Genomic DNA, 15,158 nt, shown 5'->3' on the forward strand with positions numbered 1-15,158 from the left:
GCGGAACCTCATATTCTATGAGATTCCGCTGTTTCCAAAAAATGGGCTTATCAGGGCTTGACTCCAAAAAATGCCAGAGCATTATTCAGTATAAGCATCACTTAAATATCCCAGAAAGAGAATCCTACAAAAGTACTATATTAGATGACGCACTCTCAAGCAACATGGAAATTGACGAATATGGAGAAACCGTTGTTAAGTACTTGCGAGAAAAGCGCAAAGAATTCAGTCAAGAGGAAATTGAGATGATGGCGTCTTTGTATCAGACTCAAGAAAAAACTACAATTGAGTTGGCAGAACAGTTTGGTTGCAGCAAGACAACCATAAGTAAGCTCTTAAAGGCTCACGGCGTCCATGTGACTAAAGAAAAGGCTCAGGCAAAGCTTAATGTAGGAGAAGTGATTACATTGTACGAGCAACAACATACTTCGGAGGAAATTGCCCGTAGATTCAAGGTGAATCCACAAGTCATTCTAAAATGTTTAAAGAGTCATGGCGTTAAAATTAGAAGTCGGTGGGATTATTACAATCAGCCTTAATCAGATGAAATCGACTAGCCTGTACATCATAAGGGCGGTCTTAAGGGGCTGTTATACAAATTCATACGGCCCCTTTGTTAGTAATATTACTGGTAAGGCCGATGCATACTACAATTGATACAAAAATGAACCTAAAGAAAGCCCCATTTATAGGGGTTTTCTTTAGGTTGAGGCTTATAAATCTGCTTACGAGTGGGTCTAGGTATGGCTGGAAGAGTTCATGACTATACGAATCTTACCGTTTGATTTTACCCGATACATCAACTTGCACCAAAGACATAAGAATTAAGAAAACATTTGCACCAGGGTGCACTGCAATTTAAAAATATAAGCAAAAATAACGACATCCGGATTGAGGTTCAGAGGCCGGTTATTTATTGAGTTCGAATAGACAGAACGGTTAAATTTCTGATACTATTCGGTGGTGAAGATTAGATACATCATTTTTGATTTCTACGTGCCAGTATTTCCGCCAATCGCTTATTGCTTTCCTCAGCTTTTTTTCGCGACTCAAGCATACTTTGAGTATGCCTTTTATAGCATGGGATTAGCTCATCGTAAATAATATGCCTTTCTTCGTCAGTGTCAGATTCTTCTGCGGTCGCAATTGCAATATCGATTCTAGATCGCTTTCTCAGACCAGTCAATTTACCATTGGGGTCCTTTGCTTCGGCACGAATTATGGCGATTTTCATTGCCGTTTCGACAGGTATCCATGTTGGACTGCAGATATATTCAAGAAGTTCGTTCGGGAAAAAGAAAATTTTTTTCTCCATCAGTTCCCAAAGTTGCCGATGACAATATATACACTGCCCGCCATAAGAATCACTGTCCAGAGCTTCGCCGCACAGTTTGCATCTTCCTATTGTTGACATAAAAGTCACCTCGCTTTCAAAATAATAGAAAACATATTAAGCAAAAGGCTATTGTGGAGTTACGCGAAATCAGCGCCAATCGAGCAGAATAGTGCAGTCAGCATAAGTTGCTATTCCAGATCCAAAGTCTGGATCCGCTCCAGCTAATATAAAATCATGCTCCGCTACTCTCGTAGGATTCCCTCCGTCGATTGATACTATGAAAATATCTGGTTTCTCGCTTCCATTTTTAGGCACTGACGTAAAAGCGATCCGTGTGCCATCGGGGCTGATATGACCATTCCAATTATTACGCGAGTCACCGGGGATGTACTCCGTAAAAGCTCCGCTTTCAGTGTCGAGTATGACGCTTGCTATCGGATTGCCTGGAAGTCCGCGTTTTGGTGTGAGTATGCAGTGTGTGCCATCAACCCAGCTTGTAGGTTTTCCATACTCCCAAAGTAACTTAGTATAATATTCACTATAATTCTCAACAATATATTCGCTACATGCGCTCACGCGGCATTCCTGTACACTGTCAACCGTGACATCCGATATGGGAACACTGTAATAAGCGGTTTTTGTATAGTCATCAGGGTCCTCCATAGAAAAAATAAACAAATCGCTGTCGGTAAAACCCATTGAAATGGAACGTACTGGATCATCAAAGTCGCTTTGTCTATCCCAACCAATAGCCTCCGTAACATCGAAGAATTCTCCGTCTGCAGTAAGCCATCCGGCATGTTCCTCACCCGTAGCGGTAAGATACTTCTTTGTAGCCATTCTGGAGTAGGTGCTGTCAAATTGATAATATCCGCTGCTCATAGTGTCCATCCAAAAATAGGTAATATCAGAACTACTCTTGAACTGGAATTGACTAATGAGTTTTGTCTCGCCGCTCTCAGGATCGAAGCTGCTAAGATTACAGACTCCCGATAAACTACCATTTGACAGAGGCTGATTAGATGCTGTCATAATAATTAGTCCAGATATTCCCCCGTATTCGTTTTCCCCTTCACTACTTTCTTCCGCCGACTCAGCATTCTCTTCACTCTCTGTGTGTCTACTTTCGCTTTCTACAATACTTTCCTCACTACTACTTTCCTCTACGCTACTTTCCACATAGGACTCAGTCTCTTCTGATTCCTGAGTTCCAATACTACTGCTACTGCTTGCAGGCTCCTGCCCACACGCTGTGATTCCGATTACCATACACACTGCCATCAGTGTTGCCAAGAACTTTCGCATATGTTATCCCCCAAAACGATGTTTGAGCAACGCAGTTCATTAATGAAACTCCCCGCAGCAAGCTGCGGGGTATCAGTCCGAGACTCACTTCGTTCGTCATTAGTTTGTTGCGCTGCAAGCAGCGAGGAATTAAACCCTCTTTGTGATTAAAGTATTTTCTGAATTCTAAGAATACAACTCTTTCAAAGAATTAATCATAGATCTATCGGATTGACTAGTTCCTCATTTTCGGCGATTGTGCTTGCGCTAAACGTTGTATTAAATATCCCAACTTTAGCGTGATTTTCGATAGGGCGTGTTCACCGTTTTTCTGGCACTTTAATTCGAACAAGAAGTCCTGTAGGCATTGATTATGCGCATATTCTTCGCGCTCCTTAGCGCAAACTGGGCAATGGATGTAGTCATAATTCGATCGCGGTCTTCCTAAAAATTTACAAAGTGTACAATAGCCTAGCCCTTCACATAAGTGAATAGCAAAATCAATATTACGATGCGGAGCAAAAGAGTAGCCTCGGAATAGGCTAGTAGTTCCCATTTTCACACCCCCTCTCTTAGGTTTCAATACGTTTATTCATATATCCAGTCTAATATAGTAACTTTGAAATCGTACTTCATGACTTTTTCTGCTCCATATTCAATTAAATCTTCGTAGCCAATAATTCGTCGAGGCGTATTCTCATATCGTTCAGTGATATATATAGCCAAGTCGATAGCGTCACTCATACTTCCTTCTGCAGAGACGAACGCAATCTGATTATTTGGACCACATACACCACTCCAGTTTGAGCGAACTTCATTTGAGACAAACTCTTCCTTATATTCAGTGTCGCTAACGTTGCGAATAATAGTATCGTAGAAATCAGATAAATAATATTCGCCATCTATCCAATCAGTGACACCGCCATACCCGTACTCCATTTCCTTGCCATGCAAATCCTCCTCCGTAATTGGGTTTCCTTCGTACACTACGTCCAAAGTGTTAGGGTCCACATAGTAGAATTTTCCGTACTTTGAAACCTTTTTTTCGAGTTCAGGACTTAGATAAACATCTTCTGGCATTTCGAGAAAGACGAAATAGCCTGTTTTAGAAAAACCTAAACTATAAAAATAATTCTCGATGGTGAATTCATCGTTCGAAGTCATACCAACCGCCTCTGTAACATCGAAGAAATTCCCAGCGCTATCAATCCAGCCAGCATGCGTCTTGTGGGTATTATTTTCGACTTTCGTGAAAGCCATTTTTTGATAATCTCCAGAGAAAAAGTGGCTCAGGTTCAAAAAATACATAAGTGCTGGCGTAGATAGTTCAAAACCGTCATGCCTACTCTTGGTAAAAGAAGAAATTTCTGAACATGCACCGGTATCAGTATTAGCTGCAATAATATGAAATGTATCTCTTTTCATAAAAAGAATTATTAATTCGGAGATTTCCTCAGAATCTTTTGTGGTTTCCTCTGCTGCTACCGTATAATTAGATCCCCCTTCACTCTCTTCCTGACTACTCTCACTCTCCTTACTTTCCACTACCGATTCCACATAAGACTCACTTACATCTACGGTTGTTGATTCCTGAGTTCCAATACTACTGCTACTGCTTGCAGGCTCCTGCCCACACGCTGTGATTCCGATTACCATACACACTGCCATCAGTGTTGCCAAAGATTTCTTCATGTATCCCTCCCAAAGAGTCTCATTTCCCAGACCTTGGCTTTTTATAGTCCTTATGAAGTTATTGAAGTGGTTCTGGTTCTAGATAATACAGTTGCTTTAAAATATCAAGCATTTTTGTATAAATCTGGTTACAGTTATCGTAGCTTTTTCTCTCAGCATTTTCTACGCAAGGTTTAATATACTGTTTATAAATATCAGCATAAATGGATTGTCGCTCGGGCAGCCCGTCTATCCTGGCAACGATAGTTGGCGCGATGCTGTAGTATTCTTCAATACGTTTAGCGCCATCTGGCTGTTCTCGTAGCCATTCATCCCGGAATGAACGCATTAGAGTCAATTCTTCACAGTTGTCCGGTTTTCCCAGCGTCAAACACACCGCAGTTGTAATAAAGCAGCGCGATGCATTTTTATAGTCGGCGCAATCTGCATAGCGACTGCTCATGCAGATATCGGTTGCCGTACGGGAATCAAGCGTCTGTCTTGAATACTTACAGCGATATTCAGGCAAAAATGTTCCAATAGTTTCTAAATAATCACATCCAAAGAATCCCATATGTATCCCCTTCCTTAGTTATACATGGCCGGTCATAATCATAGTCTGGTTTTTGCTTATGCTAATTATTTAAGGTTATTTAATCTTGCAATAATTCCCTCATCTCCAAGAACGAAAGAGGTATTTTGGGCATTGGATCCTACTGGAAGAATCGGAAAATTAAATTTATATTGCGCTTGCCCGTTATTGAGACGGTATTCATTGCTAAAATTAAGCGGCATTTCATCCATGGCACATATCAGCCCATGCGAGACAGCAATAAATAAATGGTGATTTTGATTCTTTAGTAATTTATTATCATATGGTATTACTTTTCTTACTGAACAGGTATAGTCAGTTGGACCGGAAGATGTTTCATTATACTTAGTATATGAAGTTGTTATGTGATATAGTTCACCATCATCTCCTAGGCAATAATCCCAATTAGTATAAGTGATATAGCCATAGGTTCCTGCATTCCATATGTATTGTTTTTCGAAATGAGCAAGATTCCAACCATTAAACTTTTCCCTGATTGTTTTATAGGAAGTTTTGACTTCCTTTTGTTTTTCGTAAATCGTTTCTTTCCGGAATAATCCTCTTTTTACCTCTCTAGGAATCTCGATGTAGGTTTCTTTTTTCACTTGCTCCTGATAAATAGCAGCCATATCAAAATCTTGAGTTATAGTCGCTGCTTTCTCCTTGGCTAATTTATAGATATTATCATAACACGTCTTTATGTTATGATTATCATGGTCTGGTCTTTCTGCTAATTCCCAAAACCTCATCCGTCCATAAGGGATTAGTTCTTGTAGGGCATCTTTTGTTTGTATACTCCAGAATGCATTTTGGTCTTCTATCATTCCATCCCAAGTATTAAGACTATGAACTTGCGAAGAATTTAGAATATTCTCCTTTGATATGTCATTTTCAGCTTTTAATATAATTGTTCCGTAGTCATACTGCCTTTCCAATTTTTTTCTCTCCTTTTCCAATTAATATTTCAAAAACCTATAATATGGATAGATGTTTGCAACTGCTAGGATAAGCATCACAAAAATAGTTTGTTCAAGATTGATCCCCCCTCATAAAGAATTTTCGTCTTAATTACGTCCAAAACCGTATATTTTACGGAAAAGGTAACATAATTGTGAGAACGTTACCTTTTCCAGCCCTGTAACCATTGACATTATCTTAATCCGTAGAGAAGACGAATAATTTTTATCGATTCATGGCTTAAAAAACCTTGAATATATCTGCTAAAAATGTTAGAATAAGTATCACTATCACAAAAATGTAACATGCCCCCTTACCATGACGCTATACTTGGATATATCACATGGATAAGGGGGTTTATTTATAGACATGGCAGCCACAGAACCGATTAGAGACAAAAAGCAGCTGAAAGCATTGTCGGACTATTATCTGAAGAAAGGGCAGATTCGCAATTATGCCCTGATTATTATGGGGGTATATACAGCCTTAAGGGTCAGCGATTTGCTTGGCCTAAAATGGTCGGATGTATACGATGAAGAACGACAGCTATTCCGCACGCACATTACAATTACAGAAAAGAAGACTGGTAAAAATAAAACCATCGCGATAAACAAACAGGCTCTGGGTGCTCTGCGCCAGTGCTATCCGCATCGCCGTAGTGAGTTCATTTTTGCCAGCAACCGCAAGGACGGCCGGGCCATTAGTCGGGTACAGGCCTGGAGGATTATTCATGAGGCGGTAATAGCAGTCGGATTGAATGGCAAAGTTTCCTGCCATTCACTGCGTAAAACCTGGGGTTACCATGCCTGGAGCAGTGGCGATGTCTCTCCGGTTGTGATTATGGAGATATATAACCATAGTAGTTATGCTGTAACTAAGCGGTATTTAGGAGTGGCCCAGGATGATTTAGATAAGGCTTATCTCAATATGAGGCTTTTATAACGAAACCCCTATAATACGATAAATAAGCCCTGGAAAAGACAAAGCCGTCTGTTTCTTAGGGCTTAAGAGTTATGGTTTTCGGTACCTTAAAAAGTGGATTCCAGATAGCTTTTATCGTTCAGCAGATCGACGATAGCGATCCGGTTCTGGAATCCACTTGAATGCCATGTGTACCAGTATTGTGACGTTGACCATTTCCATCTCATAGATTAAATGTGTACCATCCACTGCCAGACTGGCGAAGATTAGGGCAATAATAGTTGTTTTCATGCTGCCCCTTTCTCTTGGGTCTCACTATCATGAACCTACTGCTAACCACAGTATAGCAGTAAAATATTGTCAAGACCAGAGAAAAGGGTATCAAAATGATAAAATATGACAGATTATGGGACACCATGAAGCAAAAGGGTGTTACCAAATACAAGCTCACACATGAATACAATTTCTCCAAGGCCCTGATTCACAAGCTGATGCATAACCAGATTGTGAGTTTGTATACCATCGATAGGCTCTGTAATATCCTGGACTGCGATATCGAAGATATTGTTACGCAATACAGAGACTAAAGCCCACTTACAAAATTATGTAGGTGGGCTTTCCTTATACTGTGGACTTTAATACTAAACCTCTACACTTCGTGCGCAGCAGGTATATGCTCATTCAAGGCGGTCGCTTATGGGATACGGGTGACGTTGGCTACATGCTGTCACGTTCGTCAGCTTCTAAACGTTTTTCTGGAGAGATAACTCCTAGTGTTTATTTTCTGACTTTTGATACTGGTGGCGTCAATCCATCAGATGGCCCAGGTAATCGCTGGGTTGGCCGACCCCTCCGCTACCAGCTACTACATTTTATTCGGTTCCCGAAACAATTTCCATCTGGCAACTCTAATTATGACGATTTGAATACATATAGTCCTGGGAATGAAAAACACCCAATAGAACCGGGTGTTTTTCATATATTATCATCTTTATAATGAGTCACGACATCTTCGACATTACAATCCAAAATATTGCACAGTCTATCAATAGTATAAAGGCTCACAATCTGGTTATGCATCAGCTTGTGAATCAGGGCCTTGGAGAAGTGGTATTCCTGTGTCAGCCGATATTTAGTTATCCCTTTTTCCCTCATGGTCATCCAGAGCTTATCGTATCTTACCATTATCCTGTGCCCTTGTATTTTGTGCTTGTCTTAAAACCATTTTAATGCTATACTTGTTTCACACAAAGGTTCACGATAGTGAACCTGTCAAATATGCATCAGTAGGACAAGTTCAGAAAGGGGAGTAGCTTATGTTGGATGAATTATGTGGCTTAATGGAGGTATGGATAACAGTTTTATTGATATGGCGTATAACATGCTTATTCAGAAAGAGAGGGGCCTGTAGGTTTAGTGGCTGTCTGTTCAGAAAAGATTACACGAACACGTCATTCATGAATACGTTCAGCTGTGGCTGCACAAAATGTCCGCCGACCGAAGAGGAATGGGCGGTGTATGAGAGAACTCCTGATGGAATTCTAGATTGCCTAAAACACAAGGATAAGATATGTTGAGAGAGAAATGGAAGAATAGAGCAGAATGGTTCAACCAGCCATTCTGCTCTATTCTGGTTATTCACCCTTAGTTCAGGGCGCGCTTAGGTATTTTACTCCGAGGCAGGTGTGCTATCAAAAACCACTTTTACCTGGAAACTCAGATAGTTAAACTCAAGCCCAGGGGAATCCGGGTCACTGGCGTTGACAACTGTAAATGGCAGGATGATTTTATCTCCTATCATCTCTATCGCGCCATCCGGAATTCTTAGCTTTATCGGAGTACCCTTACATTCTAGCCTCATGGTTCCGGGTAAATATTCCGCCCTTATCGGCGTGAGCGAGGCTGATTCCAGATAAAAACAGTCCGTACATCTGATAGAGTGAAGTTCCGGTATTAGGAAATACACACTTATCTTCTGTACGCTAGCAGAGGTTCTGGAAATGCGCAATGCCGCAAAGCTATCGTCAGTAATCTCGATTATGGGTGAATCGGGGCCTATTCTCAGATAAGCCGTATAGAACCGTCCATCCTCAACGATATGTATTTTGCCGTACCGCTCCTCTGGAGCAATAGGGCCGTTCTCAGCCTCGGATAATAGCGCTTCTATCAGGGCTACCTTATCCGCCAGTTCGCTATAGGGTGTCTGAGCATTCTGATTAGTACTTTTAGTAAAATCTCTCATATATATATTCCTCCTTAAAATGTTTTTTGAGTGTGCTACCAGGCTGGAATGGATTGCCCGGTAGCAATCACTTCTAATGACTAGTCAATGAGAATGCTAATTTTTTAACCTTTTTTGAAGAAATTTTTCCAAATCTTTTCTAAGGCGCTTCATTCTTTTAGAAATAGCGGCATCTGATACCTCTAGGAGATGAGCGATGTCAGTCTGGAGCAAGCCGTCCTGAATCTGGTATGTCAGCAAATCGATGTCCTTAGGTTTTAAGGTCTTAAGCCATTCCACAAGTTCAGGTGTATCCACATGCTCCGGCCAGCTGCCGCGTTCTAAATCATAAATTCTAACTTCTGGAGCTTGGAACTGCTCTTGGTGTTTCTTATAGAGTGGAGAATTGCTTTTGTCAGCGTATTTATTATCAGAAAACTTTACACCCTCAATAAATACAGTACGTCTGTAGAATTTACGTTCATTATTCAGGCTCTCTAGGTCAAGTTCGTGTATGTATTCAATCAACTCCTCTGGCACACCCGCATCTCTGTATTCTTTTGCGGTTGCCTCGAATGCCCTTTCCATCTTTTTTCTTCCATAACCATAGTTATATCCCATCTTGTACTCCTTTCTAAATGGCCTTAAGACCGTTTTTGAGAAACAAAAAAGACGCCAGGAAGGAATGCGGTCAGAAAAAATCTGACTTCCCTTGCACTGGCGTCTAGCGCTCTGGCTAAATCAATATTCAGTTGTGCGTTTAGGGCTGGAATTTAGGCTCTGGTTTTTACGGACACTACGTCCAATGTGCCGTCATCATAAATCCGGAATACGGCAAGCAGTTTTCCGCGACCGATTTCAATCTCCACCGCGTTCCTGAGGCGGGTGTACATGAAGTACAGTTTGCCTTTGTGATCCTTTGCTGGTGTTTTCATTCTGTTTACCTCGCTTTCTGTTTTTTGAGCCAAGCGGAATTGCCTGGGCTTGTTTAGTATTTCGAACGAAATATCGATTGTTTTAGATGCTCAGAGTACAGGTAAAACGAGGTAAAAGTGAAGTAAATGTAGGTAAAGTATGGTAAAAGTCACGTTTTGCAAAAACATCCAATGTTTCTATGCCCATTGCATAATTAACGAAATAACGATTATTGTGATTGACATTTTTTGTCATGTGTGCTACAATTAAGATGTGAGTCCGAGTTTACTTGCTCGATTAGCACTTTAAAGCACAATCTGCATACTTTCCCCCTGATTATTGCGGAATTCGCTTATTTTTACGAAGAGATGAGCGATGACGCAATAATAAGAGGAGGTATTCGTATGAGATATGAAATGTACACGAGGGAACTTATTGAGGATGGTTACAGGGTAGTTGGCAGTAGTACATATGATATTGAGCCATATGATTTTGCTTCATATGATTCAATTAAAATGACATCATGTCGAGTGGATTTTGACTGCTCAATATCTCAAGATGAATCCGTTTGCAACAACTTCGGAGCCTTGATAGAGTTTGCAGAAACTAATCATGGAGACGACAGTGAAGATTTTGAGGAGAACTATGCTGAAATCATGCGCGGCAATCGCCCAGACTGGCATCTTGGTGGATTTGAAGTTTTCGTGGACGGCATTACATTATTCTTTGGCAACCATGTAAACGGCGATGTCGGATGGGTGTACATCACTGGCGCACGGCATCTCCAGCTAGCCTTTGAGTGTTCGCGCACTCGGCTTGGTTTTGACCCTAAATATGATATCTATATTGAGCATTTTCTGGAAAGAGAGCCGATAACGCGGGTTGAGGAGGACTTGGGTTATATCTATCGAAGAATTGATTTCAAACTCAAAGATCCAAATCGTAAAGACAATATATGTCACGAAGGAAACCAGTATATCGAGATTACGGAATATGCGGGTATGTAAGTATTGCAAAACAGCCGTATGACTATTTGCGGCTGTTTTTCCTTTCATGAATACATTCTACTGCTAAAAGAAGCAGAATTATGGTATATGTTTGGGGTGAAATGGGGGATATTTGTTTGAAAAGATTCAAATCCGGCACACTGGAGTCGTATTTTGCAGACATTCGTAACGGAAAAGCAGAGGCGCAATGGGTTTTCAGCAAAATCCAAAATAGAGAATTGGAAGATTCTGATATATCAGAGGATATATCAGATAGGCCTAATAAAAAAGACATTTTTATTAGTCGCTATATCATTGCGCTTGTAATGGATTATGCGGATTACAAGGATGCTGATGTATTGCTAGAAATGTGTGGTTATTTAGAGGGATATGAGGAAATAAATATTACTAATCGACGCACGAAGTACTGTGCAAATGTAGGTATATACAATGAAAAAACGAAAAAAGAACAAATACTTGCTGAATATTGGGGCAGCATTAGAAGTAATATGATTAACAGGGAAAATGGGGCGATTGAACGTCTTGTTGACAAAATAAATAAAAGAACTAGCAACATTAATTATATTGATAAGGCAAATGAGCTAATTAAGGAGTCATATCCTACCCCTAATTACCTAAGAGGAGAGGGATATGGTTATCGTAAATGCGAAGTTGATGGAAAAGTCTTTTATATCCCATTAACGGAAAAGGAACGCCGTACTGCTGCAAATATACTTTCGACCACAACACAGGATGGCGGTTCAGATGAAGAAAGTATGGGGGCTCCGGCTGATAGTCCGCTCGATTCTCTACCTGATGATCCGTCTGATGTTGCTACATGGTGTAAGCGACTAACGAAAATTATAATGAGAATAATGGACTGTATCCAAAAATATATAGTGATTTTATTTAAAGGTATCATAGGGGTTTTAATTATTATCTTTTTAATAGTAACAATCCGATGTATTTGGCGTGTAGGTGATTTTTTTGAAGATATAAATAACCCAAAGGATAAAACTTACAAATACATAGAATCTGCAGAATCATCAGAAGTTCCTGTTTTTCCTATTGATGGGTTAGATTTAACTACGGAGTGAAAGTAATCACTGCTATATATCTACAATATAGGGAGTGCATTAATTAAATTTTTTGGTGATAATTCCAAGGAAAGGAAATTATGAAAAGGAGAACTTATATATTGCTACCTTGCATTATATTATTTGTAGTCACAATACTAGACTATGCGACTGTCTTTGCTTGGGGAGACAATATTGAGGGTGGTCGCCCGAGCTATACAATTGACGAGATTAATAAAGGAGCTATTGGGGCTACCTTTGAATCTGATGGAGAAGATTATAAAAATAGCGAGAATTACCCTGGCCAGATTATCTTTAATACGATTTCTGACAGTGTAATTGGTAATGAGAAAAACTATGTCAGTGCTCGGGAGTGCACAGTTTCAGGTGGCGGAGGTGCCACTAAAGATACTATCTGGAATGCTAACGAAATCGAGGTTGAAGATGGTAAAACCTATATAATTCGAATGTATGTTCATAACAATAACCCAAATGGTCGGGATGCAGTGGCAGAGGATACTAAGGTTAGTTTCAATATTCCGACAGTGTCTTCCCGTGAAATCAAGATTAACGGTTATATCAACTCTTCAAACGCTTCGCCATCTGAATATGTGGATGATGTTATATTTATTAGCGACCAAGCTTTCCATTTTGAATATATCTATGGTTCCGCCTTGCTAGAAAATAACAAAGTCGGTCTCGGCGGTATCAAGCTGGATGACGCTATTGTTAACGCCAAAACCGGTGGCGTTCTAATTGGATACGATGCTCTTGATGGTCGCGTTCCGGGTGGTTATGAATATGACAACTTTGTCACGATTCAAGTCAAAGTTGTCTATGATAATGAATTCTACACAGAAGTTAAAGCACGTCTGGCTGACAGCGAAGATAAAACCTGGTACAACACCATTAATGCTAAGGTTGGCGACAAAGTTGAATTCCAAATTCAATATGAGAACAAGAGCAACGAATCTCATCGTAATGTTATGATTCGCGATGTTCTTCCCAAAAGTTTAAAATATGTCGATGATACAACGAAGATTTTTAATACCAAATATCCTGATGGCGCACAAGTTGTTGAGAATACTATTGCGACCAATGGCCTTAACATTGGTCACTACGCCGCTGGCGCAAACGCCTACATTCGTTTTACTGCCGAGGTTATAGACAATGGCTTAGCCTGTGGCCCGAACACACTCGTGAACTGGGCACAGGGGCAAGCGGGGGCAGAAAAACAAATTATTTTACAAGACTATGCTACGGTAAGTGTTCATATAGCGCCGAAGAACAGGTTGGCAGAAATAATATTTCTTATAGTACTAATGCTTTTGCTTTTGCTACTTATCATTAAATTACTTCTTAAAGTAAAAAGTCTTAAAAAATGATACATAAATATTGAGCCTGTAGAGGCGCTTTAATCGGCGTCTCTTTTTGTGTGCGAAAATATTTTCTTTTTAAGGTTAAATTTTCCCATCTCCCACTGACTAGCCTCTAGAGGAACACGAAGATGCACAGTCAGGCTCCCACTCCTGCCCCTGAATCTAGTGCCTCCTAATTCCAAAACAGAAAGGAGAATCACGTTATGTTCCAGAACACTAACAATTCCCGTGGTTTCGAGACCACACTTGTCAGCGAGGTCGTGCCCTCCGCCCCAACTAGGCGCAGTCTCAGCGCCCTGTTCGCCTCCCGTGCCGGGAGCCTCATGCTGCAGGATGCCATGCTGGAGGCAGGTCACGACCGCTGCCGCGCGCTCTTGGCCCAGTCTGCCCTCCAGAACACTGGCTCCATAGCCGCCATGGCTACCCGGCTCAGTAGCATCGCCCCTATGGGCAGTGAGCATTATCAGGCCATTGTTGATGCTTATGCCCGGAATGCTGCCGTACAGATAGAAAGGTGGTGATCATATGCTGAGTATAATCTTTCTGTTGATTGCTATCATTTGCCTGCTGCTTTTAGTGATGTTCCTTCTGGACCGGCTGAGCCTCCATCAGCATGCCGAAGCAGAGAACCGCGAACTTAGCCAGCTATTAGAGAAACAGTTCCTGCTGCAGGAGGACAGCTTAGAGGCCTACCGTGAACTGCTCGATGCTGCCTGCCGTGAGCCGGGCTTCTGGGAGAGTGGAAACAGCGAAGTGTAGTCCGTTGTCAACCTAAAACGACAGAATTACAACAGCGTGATTTATTACAATTTATCGGCACTTTTACATCTGTTAAACCATGTCTTATCGCTGTGTAAACTGTTTACGGTTAAGTTTTCTTCTGGTGCGGTTTTTGCCTACAATACCGACAAAAGCCGCACCAGACAAAAGAAAGGAGATTTTATGGAAAGAGCAGCCGCAACCAAGAAATACCGCACCATTCTTGCCGATCCGCCCTGGGGAATCCCATCACAGAGAGGAAAAAATAGTATAAGGAGCGCAGAAAGTCATTATCCGCTGATGTCTATAGACCGTATCAAAGCAATGCCTGTACAGGACTTAGCAGAAGACAACGCACATTGCTGGCTCTGGGTAACTAATGACACTATGCGCATCGGCTTTGATGTTTTAGAGGCTTGGGGATTTACGCCGCGCTCTGTTTTTACCTGGATTAAACTCCGTATGGGCTTAGGCGTATACCTAAGGAACTGCACTGAACACGTCTTGCTAGGGACCCGTGGTCGTTCTCCGGTTCTATGCAAAAATCAGATAAATTTTGGTGTGTTTCCGGTGCAAAACCACAGTCACAAACCAGAAGAGTTTCACAAGATTGTCGAACGCGTGTCTCCTGGGCCTTATTTAGAATTGTTTGCCAGGCGTAGATCGCCCGGTTGGGATGTATGGGGCAACGAGATTGATTCAGACATTATAATCCCCGATTATCCTGTACCGCACTACAGTGCCAAAGCCCTGGGAGAGGAGGTGTGATGGTTGGAACCAAAAAGTTTTATTTCGCGACTGCTGGAGTGCGCCTTTCTCTTCCTGCTCAGCGCCATACTGTTCCAGATGGGAATAGACATCCTGACAGAAATCTGGCCAGCACTAGCTATCATCGCAGCCATCGTCTTTGGACTTATCATTGCCTGGCGTGTATACAGGCACTGGCGGGATACGGGACAATGGTAAGAAAGAAAAGGAGTGGGCTATGAGAAGGCACAGAATAGAAAATTTAGTCTGGCGCGAGGTGGCCTGGCAGAGAAGATCGGAAGAGCGTCGTGTAG

19 protein-coding genes are annotated in these 15,158 nt (G+C 41.3%); 10 read left to right on the forward strand and 9 right to left on the reverse strand.

The window, feature by feature from the left end:
• Positions 1–17: 17 nt before the first annotated feature.
• Positions 18–539, forward strand: a complete 522-nt coding sequence (locus tag Q2B33_RS05150) for a hypothetical protein (RefSeq protein ID WP_300569558.1) — start codon at positions 18–20, stop codon at positions 537–539.
• A gap of 440 nt (positions 540–979) precedes the next feature.
• Here the strand turns inward: Q2B33_RS05150 and Q2B33_RS05155 are convergent, their stop codons facing one another.
• The 5 genes from Q2B33_RS05155 to Q2B33_RS05175 form a co-directional block, all read right to left on the reverse strand.
• A complete protein-coding gene (locus tag Q2B33_RS05155; RefSeq protein ID WP_300569555.1) occupies positions 980–1,414 on the reverse strand; it encodes a hypothetical protein in 435 nt (144 codons plus the stop codon).
• A 69-nt stretch (positions 1,415–1,483) separates the two neighbouring features.
• On the reverse strand, positions 1,484–2,605 hold the full coding sequence (locus tag Q2B33_RS05160) for a hypothetical protein (RefSeq protein ID WP_300797220.1): 1,122 nt from the start codon (positions 2,603–2,605) through the stop codon (positions 1,484–1,486).
• A gap of 603 nt (positions 2,606–3,208) precedes the next feature.
• The gene (locus Q2B33_RS05165; RefSeq protein ID WP_300569549.1) at positions 3,209–4,312 is read right to left on the reverse strand and encodes a hypothetical protein; all 1,104 of its coding nucleotides are present in this window, start codon (positions 4,310–4,312) and stop codon (positions 3,209–3,211) included.
• A gap of 58 nt (positions 4,313–4,370) precedes the next feature.
• Positions 4,371–4,865 carry a CFI-box-CTERM domain-containing protein gene (locus tag Q2B33_RS05170; RefSeq protein ID WP_300569546.1) on the reverse strand — a complete coding sequence of 165 codons (495 nt, stop codon included), beginning with the start codon at positions 4,863–4,865 and terminating at the stop codon, positions 4,371–4,373.
• A gap of 65 nt (positions 4,866–4,930) precedes the next feature.
• Complete coding sequence (locus Q2B33_RS05175; RefSeq protein ID WP_300898380.1) at positions 4,931–5,839, reverse strand: hypothetical protein; 909 nt, start codon at positions 5,837–5,839, stop codon at positions 4,931–4,933.
• 370 nt (positions 5,840–6,209) lie between these two features.
• Between Q2B33_RS05175 and Q2B33_RS05180 the strand changes: the two genes are divergently transcribed.
• Together Q2B33_RS05180 and Q2B33_RS05185 are read left to right on the forward strand one after the other, a co-directional pair.
• A complete protein-coding gene (locus Q2B33_RS05180) occupies positions 6,210–6,782 on the forward strand; it encodes a tyrosine-type recombinase/integrase (protein WP_300569540.1) in 573 nt (190 codons plus the stop codon).
• 365 nt (positions 6,783–7,147) lie between these two features.
• Positions 7,148–7,348 (forward strand): helix-turn-helix transcriptional regulator, encoded by a 201-nt coding sequence (locus Q2B33_RS05185; RefSeq protein ID WP_300569537.1) that lies wholly within the window; start codon positions 7,148–7,150, stop codon positions 7,346–7,348.
• A gap of 388 nt (positions 7,349–7,736) precedes the next feature.
• On the opposite strand, the gene Q2B33_RS05190 is transcribed toward Q2B33_RS05185, so the two are convergent.
• The 4 genes from Q2B33_RS05190 to Q2B33_RS05205 form a co-directional block, all read right to left on the reverse strand.
• Positions 7,737–7,946, reverse strand: a complete 210-nt coding sequence (locus Q2B33_RS05190; protein WP_300569534.1) for a helix-turn-helix transcriptional regulator — start codon at positions 7,944–7,946, stop codon at positions 7,737–7,739.
• A 484-nt stretch (positions 7,947–8,430) separates the two neighbouring features.
• Positions 8,431–9,003: a hypothetical protein gene (locus Q2B33_RS05195; protein WP_300569531.1), complete on the reverse strand. Its 573-nt coding sequence runs from the start codon at positions 9,001–9,003 to the stop codon at positions 8,431–8,433.
• A 96-nt stretch (positions 9,004–9,099) separates the two neighbouring features.
• A complete protein-coding gene (locus Q2B33_RS05200) occupies positions 9,100–9,603 on the reverse strand; it encodes a hypothetical protein (protein WP_300569528.1) in 504 nt (167 codons plus the stop codon).
• A 152-nt stretch (positions 9,604–9,755) separates the two neighbouring features.
• Positions 9,756–9,917: a hypothetical protein gene (locus Q2B33_RS05205; protein ID WP_300569525.1), complete on the reverse strand. Its 162-nt coding sequence runs from the start codon at positions 9,915–9,917 to the stop codon at positions 9,756–9,758.
• A 384-nt stretch (positions 9,918–10,301) separates the two neighbouring features.
• Between Q2B33_RS05205 and Q2B33_RS05210 the strand changes: the two genes are divergently transcribed.
• The 7 genes from Q2B33_RS05210 to Q2B33_RS05240 all read left to right on the forward strand — a co-directional run bounded on the left by Q2B33_RS05210 (position 10,302) and on the right by Q2B33_RS05240 (position 15,063).
• On the forward strand, positions 10,302–10,904 hold the full coding sequence (locus tag Q2B33_RS05210) for a hypothetical protein (RefSeq protein ID WP_300791878.1): 603 nt from the start codon (positions 10,302–10,304) through the stop codon (positions 10,902–10,904).
• A gap of 80 nt (positions 10,905–10,984) precedes the next feature.
• The gene (locus tag Q2B33_RS05215) at positions 10,985–11,980 is read left to right on the forward strand and encodes a hypothetical protein (RefSeq protein WP_300569519.1); all 996 of its coding nucleotides are present in this window, start codon (positions 10,985–10,987) and stop codon (positions 11,978–11,980) included.
• Positions 11,981–12,060: 80 nt separating this feature from the next.
• On the forward strand, positions 12,061–13,344 hold the full coding sequence (locus Q2B33_RS05220; RefSeq protein ID WP_300569516.1) for a hypothetical protein: 1,284 nt from the start codon (positions 12,061–12,063) through the stop codon (positions 13,342–13,344).
• A gap of 197 nt (positions 13,345–13,541) precedes the next feature.
• Positions 13,542–13,859: a hypothetical protein gene (locus tag Q2B33_RS05225; RefSeq protein WP_300569513.1), complete on the forward strand. Its 318-nt coding sequence runs from the start codon at positions 13,542–13,544 to the stop codon at positions 13,857–13,859.
• Between the two features lie 4 nt (positions 13,860–13,863).
• Complete coding sequence (locus Q2B33_RS05230; RefSeq protein WP_300569510.1) at positions 13,864–14,097, forward strand: hypothetical protein; 234 nt, start codon at positions 13,864–13,866, stop codon at positions 14,095–14,097.
• Between the two features lie 36 nt (positions 14,098–14,133).
• Positions 14,134–14,865: an MT-A70 family methyltransferase gene (locus Q2B33_RS05235; RefSeq protein WP_300569507.1), complete on the forward strand. Its 732-nt coding sequence runs from the start codon at positions 14,134–14,136 to the stop codon at positions 14,863–14,865.
• 3 nt (positions 14,866–14,868) lie between these two features.
• On the forward strand, positions 14,869–15,063 hold the full coding sequence (locus tag Q2B33_RS05240) for a hypothetical protein (protein WP_300569504.1): 195 nt from the start codon (positions 14,869–14,871) through the stop codon (positions 15,061–15,063).
• Positions 15,064–15,158: the final 95 nt, after the last annotated feature.

Source organism: uncultured Acetatifactor sp., from assembly GCF_948601915.1.
Classification (GTDB): domain Bacteria; phylum Bacillota; class Clostridia; order Lachnospirales; family Lachnospiraceae; genus Acetatifactor.

Excerpts from the sequence above, each read along its gene's own strand:
- Q2B33_RS05205 (WP_300569525.1), bottom strand. The coding sequence starts at position 9,917 with ATGAAAACACCAGCAAAGGATCACAAAGGCAAACTGTACTTCATGTAC.
- Q2B33_RS05165 (WP_300569549.1), bottom strand. The coding sequence starts at position 4,312 with ATGAAGAAATCTTTGGCAACACTGATGGCAGTGTGTATGGTAATCGGA.
- Q2B33_RS05225 (WP_300569513.1), top strand. The coding sequence starts at position 13,542 with ATGTTCCAGAACACTAACAATTCCCGTGGTTTCGAGACCACACTTGTC.
- Q2B33_RS05155 (WP_300569555.1), bottom strand. The coding sequence starts at position 1,414 with ATGTCAACAATAGGAAGATGCAAACTGTGCGGCGAAGCTCTGGACAGT.
- Q2B33_RS05160 (WP_300797220.1), bottom strand. The coding sequence starts at position 2,605 with ATGGTAATCGGAATCACAGCGTGTGGGCAGGAGCCTGCAAGCAGTAGC.
- Q2B33_RS05210 (WP_300791878.1), top strand. The coding sequence starts at position 10,302 with ATGAGATATGAAATGTACACGAGGGAACTTATTGAGGATGGTTACAGG.
- Q2B33_RS05230 (WP_300569510.1), top strand. The coding sequence starts at position 13,864 with ATGCTGAGTATAATCTTTCTGTTGATTGCTATCATTTGCCTGCTGCTT.
- Q2B33_RS05185 (WP_300569537.1), top strand. The coding sequence starts at position 7,148 with ATGATAAAATATGACAGATTATGGGACACCATGAAGCAAAAGGGTGTT.
- Q2B33_RS05220 (WP_300569516.1), top strand. The coding sequence starts at position 12,061 with ATGAAAAGGAGAACTTATATATTGCTACCTTGCATTATATTATTTGTA.
- Q2B33_RS05200 (WP_300569528.1), bottom strand. The coding sequence starts at position 9,603 with ATGGGATATAACTATGGTTATGGAAGAAAAAAGATGGAAAGGGCATTC.
- Q2B33_RS05215 (WP_300569519.1), top strand. The coding sequence starts at position 10,985 with ATGGTATATGTTTGGGGTGAAATGGGGGATATTTGTTTGAAAAGATTC.
- Q2B33_RS05195 (WP_300569531.1), bottom strand. The coding sequence starts at position 9,003 with ATGAGAGATTTTACTAAAAGTACTAATCAGAATGCTCAGACACCCTAT.
- Q2B33_RS05190 (WP_300569534.1), bottom strand. The coding sequence starts at position 7,946 with ATGGTAAGATACGATAAGCTCTGGATGACCATGAGGGAAAAAGGGATA.
- Q2B33_RS05150 (WP_300569558.1), top strand. The coding sequence starts at position 18 with ATGAGATTCCGCTGTTTCCAAAAAATGGGCTTATCAGGGCTTGACTCC.
- Q2B33_RS05170 (WP_300569546.1), bottom strand. The coding sequence starts at position 4,865 with ATGGGATTCTTTGGATGTGATTATTTAGAAACTATTGGAACATTTTTG.
- Q2B33_RS05180 (WP_300569540.1), top strand. The coding sequence starts at position 6,210 with ATGGCAGCCACAGAACCGATTAGAGACAAAAAGCAGCTGAAAGCATTG.